At 75.9% G+C, this 3314-nt stretch carries 4 protein-coding genes; 1 reads left to right on the top strand and 3 read right to left on the bottom strand.

Features of this window, described 5'->3' with window-relative positions:
* Window positions 1–55 precede the first annotated feature (55 nt).
* Complete coding sequence (locus FrCorBMG51_RS28745) at window positions 56–301, top strand: hypothetical protein (RefSeq protein WP_157180631.1); 246 nt, start codon at window positions 56–58, stop codon at window positions 299–301.
* A gap of 7 nt (window positions 302–308) precedes the next feature.
* Here the strand turns inward: FrCorBMG51_RS28745 and FrCorBMG51_RS22670 are convergent, their stop codons facing one another.
* The 3 genes from FrCorBMG51_RS22670 to FrCorBMG51_RS33280 are packed head-to-tail and all read right to left on the bottom strand — an operon-like array spanning window position 309 to window position 3252.
* Window positions 309–1889, bottom strand: coding sequence for a hypothetical protein (locus FrCorBMG51_RS22670; RefSeq protein ID WP_235433833.1), 1581 nt, complete (start codon window positions 1887–1889; stop codon window positions 309–311).
* Complete coding sequence (locus tag FrCorBMG51_RS30030) at window positions 1844–2269, bottom strand: SCO6880 family protein (RefSeq protein WP_200902565.1); 426 nt, start codon at window positions 2267–2269, stop codon at window positions 1844–1846. Before FrCorBMG51_RS30030 ends, FrCorBMG51_RS22670 begins: the two co-directional genes overlap by 46 nt.
* Window positions 2254–3252, bottom strand: a complete 999-nt coding sequence (locus tag FrCorBMG51_RS33280) for an SCO6880 family protein (protein ID WP_476742235.1) — start codon at window positions 3250–3252, stop codon at window positions 2254–2256. Before FrCorBMG51_RS33280 ends, FrCorBMG51_RS30030 begins: the two co-directional genes overlap by 16 nt.
* Window positions 3253–3314 lie beyond the last annotated feature (62 nt).

The raw sequence follows: 3314 nt of genomic DNA, 5'->3' as shown, positions 1-3314 counted from the left end.
CCGGCGGGGCCGCAGCCGCCGTACCAGCAGGATCACGCCGGTCACGGCGGCGGCGGTGAGTGCGGCGGTGAGGGTGAAGGTGACGGCCAGCCAGCCGGCGGGTACCCCGGGCCAGGTGGTGGCGGTGTCGGCGGCGGCCAGCGCGGCGAGGAACCGGCTGCCGAAGCCGGGCACGTGCCCGCCGCCGAGGGCGGCGGCCAGGCGGGCCGCGGCCCAGATCAGCCAGCCGGCGGCGACCAGCGTCCACAGCGCGCCGACGGCGAGCCAGGGGGCGAGGAGCTGGCCGCCGCGGGGGCCGTGAGGGGAGCTCACCGGCGGATCGCCTGATCGGAGTCGTACAGGTCGGCTTCCCGGGGCCGCAGGGTCATCTGCACGGGGATACCCAGCCGCCCCCCGGTTTTGATCAGGTATTTGCCGCGGCCGGGGTGGCGGGCACCGGGCTGCCAGGAGTCCGGCGCCGACCAGGAGGCGACCAGGGCCCGTTCCGGGACGGTCAGCGGGGCGATCTGATGGACTCGGTCGAGTTCGCGGGGCGGCAGCCCCGCGCAGATCAGGATCGCGGAGCGGTCCACGAACCCTCGTGCCTTGGCCCGGTCCTCCTCCGTCGGCAGCGCGTCCAGGTCGGCCAGTGAGTGGGTCACCATCAGCGACGCGATGCCCTTGGCCCGGTTGAGCCGGGTCAGGGCGTCGGCGTGCTCGACCAGCCCGGGGGCGCCGCGCAGCGCCCGCCACAGCTCGTCCATGACGGCCAGATGGTGGCGGCGGGGCGCCAGGTGCACGTCGGCGAGGGCGGCGGCGGCGTCAACGACCCCGAATCCGTAGGCCCAGGTGCACAGCAGCGCGGCGGACAGCAGGGTGTCTCCGGCGGCGCCCACCCGGGAGATGTCGACGGAGACGGCGGGGGCGTCGAGATCGATGGAGGTGCTGGTGGGTCCGTCGAACACCCCTGCCAGTGATCCCTCGGTCAGCAGCGCCAGGGTGGGCACGAGCTCGTCGACGCGGGTGGCGTACGCCTGCGGGCTGGGGGCGCGGGCGGCGGCGCGCAGCTCGTCCGGCCCGGATTCGATCATATGCAGGACGTCGGGCACGGTCGGGGCGGGCCGGCCGCGGTGGCGGTCTGCGAGCAGGTCGACGGCCCGGCCGAGGATGACTTCTTCGGCGTTGCCGATGCGGCTGCCGCGCACCAGGGAGGCCAGGGCGAGCAGCAGGGACAGCCGGCGGCCGCGGACCTCCCAGCGCAGAGCCGCGGCCTGCTCGGCGGGCAGGCGGTCCCATGCCTGCCCGAGCGGGCCGGCGTCCAGCGGGTTGATCCGGTCGAGGCCGCGGCCGACGCGGATGACCTGCCCGCCGAGGGCTTCCACGTGCCGGGTGTAGTCCGGTTTGGTGTCCCCGAGGATGAGGGTGCGGGTGCCGAACGCGGCCATGCCGGTGATCAGCCGGTGGGCCAGGGCGGTCTTGCCGGTGCCGGGCTGGCCGAGCAGGAACATGCCCGGGTTGGTGACCAGGCCGGCGTCCGCCCACAGCAGCGGGTCGAGGCAGACGACCTCGCCCCACAGCAGGTGCCGGCCGATCGGGACGCCGAGGGCCGGGGAGCCGCCGCCGGCGACGAACGGGTACAGCCCGCAGACCTGCACGGTGGTGCCCTGGTATTCGATGGTCTGTTCGACGTGGGCGGCGCGGCCCGCGCCGGGGGTTTTCCAGCCCCAGGCCGGGGCGACCGGGCCGGCATCCGCCGCGGTGACTACGGCGCCGGGGGCCGGTGACGGCGGGGCGGGGGGTGGTGGGGGCGCGGTGAGGGTCTGCTTCCGGGTGGCGTGACGTGGTGACATCCCGATCTCCTGGGTCAGTGGGGCCAGCGGCGGGAGAGCACCGGTGGGCAGATCCCGCACGGCAGAGTGGTGGCGAACCCGGCGGCCTGGCTGCCGTACATCCGCCGCAGCCGGATCTTGGACTCGTCGGCGCGGGACTCCACGTCCGCCACCGCCACCGGCAGCTCGGCGGCGTCGAGCACGGTCGTGGTCACGTACAGGGACATCAGGGTGACGCCGGCGCCGAGAGCTTCCTCGGCGGCGGCGCGGTGGGCGCGCTGGGCGTCGGCGGTGTCCCGGGCGGTGGCGTCCCGGCCGGTCTGGGCCCGGTAGGTCGCCCGGAACGAGGCGGCGGTGACCTCCCGTTCCAGCACGCGGGCGGCGTCCCCGGCCGAGAGTGGCCGGTAGAGCAGGGTGACCCGTCGTGGCCACCGGCCCGGGGCGATCAGCCGGGCCAGCACGTGCGCGGGGACCTGCTGGCGGGGGGCCTCCCGNNGCGGGGGGCCTCCCGCCACGACCACGACACCGAGCACGCCCCGTCGTGGTCGTACTGGCCGCGGGACTCCACCGCGGTGACCGGGCCGGCCTCCGCCCAGTTCAGCAGGTCCGGGCTGTCACCGGCGAGCATCCGGTTGATCTCTCCGCGGGCGTGCGGGTCGTAGGCGGTGCGTACCACCCCGACGATCATCGCCGCGCTGGCCCGGCCCAGCACCGCCACCCCGCAGGTGCCGAGGGAGGACTCCAGCCCGGTCAGGGTATGACCGAACTCGGCCGCGGTCGCGGGCAGATCCGCCGGCCGGGACGGCGCCAGCCGCGGATCGAACGTGAGCGACACGTAGGTGTCGACGTCGGCGGCCGCGGCCGGGGCGGCCGCGACGAGCTCGCCCATCAGCTCGGTGGCCAACGGCGGGGCGTCCGCGGCGAGGCGGGCGGCGACGCTGTCGGCCAGGGTGGAGCCGGGATCGGGGGCGGTGGTGACGGTGACCGCGACCCAGCGGATCGCGGGAACGTAACCGAGACCGGCCAGCCAGCCACCCCAGTTGGCCACCCAGCCGTCGGCGTCGACGGGGTCCGCCAGCCAGGTCGAGGCCGGGGCCACGGCCAGGGTCGCGGTCACCAGCCCGCTGCGGCGATCCCACACCAGCCCGTAGTCCCCGCCGGCACCGTCGTCGGCGGACACCAGCGTGGTAGGCGCCAGCACCCCGGGCAGGGTCCACGCCTGGGGATGTTCGACCGCGAGGGCGGCGTCGAGCCGGTCGTAGCCGGCGCGGCGCGCCGCCGCCCACCGGGCCTGCTGGACGAGCAGGTGTACCAGCGGGATGCCGTCCCACCGCGCCCACATCCCCCCACCGGCCACGGCAGCGGGCAGCAGCAGGATCCCGGCAGCCAGCGGGGAGAACGCCGCCACGATCATCAGCAGGGCGAGGGTGGCCAGCAGCCCCAGGGTCTGCGCGGACGACAGACCGAACAGGCCGACCTGCTGGCTGCGCCGCCACCCCCCGTAGG

It is taken from the genome of Protofrankia coriariae (assembly GCF_001017755.1).
Taxonomy (GTDB): Bacteria; Actinomycetota; Actinomycetes; order Frankiales; family Frankiaceae; genus Protofrankia; species Protofrankia coriariae.
Note: the sequence above shows the minus strand (reverse complement) of the source record. Positions and strands in the feature narration are given on the sequence as shown.